Here is a 232-nt window from a genome sequence, read left to right as displayed (position 1 = left end):
CCGTCGCGAATATTGCCTCCACTGGTTTCCTCTATTGTTGAAGATCATCAGGTGGGGGTTATCGTTCCGGTTGAGGAGATGCTGCCCGTTCAGGCGCAAAAATGGCAAATTTTGCAGAAATCGCCGGTATTTTCATTGGGTAACCCCATTCATGATTCAGAACAAAAAATCATTGATGCCGGGAAAGAATTACTGGCAAAAGGGGCTGATGTCATCATGCTGGATTGTTTAG

1 protein-coding gene is annotated in these 232 nt (G+C 45.7%); it reads left to right on the top strand.

Annotated elements, in window-relative coordinates; genetic code table 11:
- Positions 1-232: AroM family protein (locus ACODJP_RS14525; protein WP_422482707.1), on the top strand; the 232-nt coding region annotated here is incomplete at both ends.

Origin of the sequence: Pleomorphochaeta sp. DL1XJH-081 (genome assembly GCF_049310885.1) — a bacterium.
Classification (GTDB): domain Bacteria; phylum Spirochaetota; class Spirochaetia; order Sphaerochaetales; family Sphaerochaetaceae; genus CAYZJV01.
Note: the sequence above shows the minus strand (reverse complement) of the source record. Positions and strands in the feature narration are given on the sequence as shown.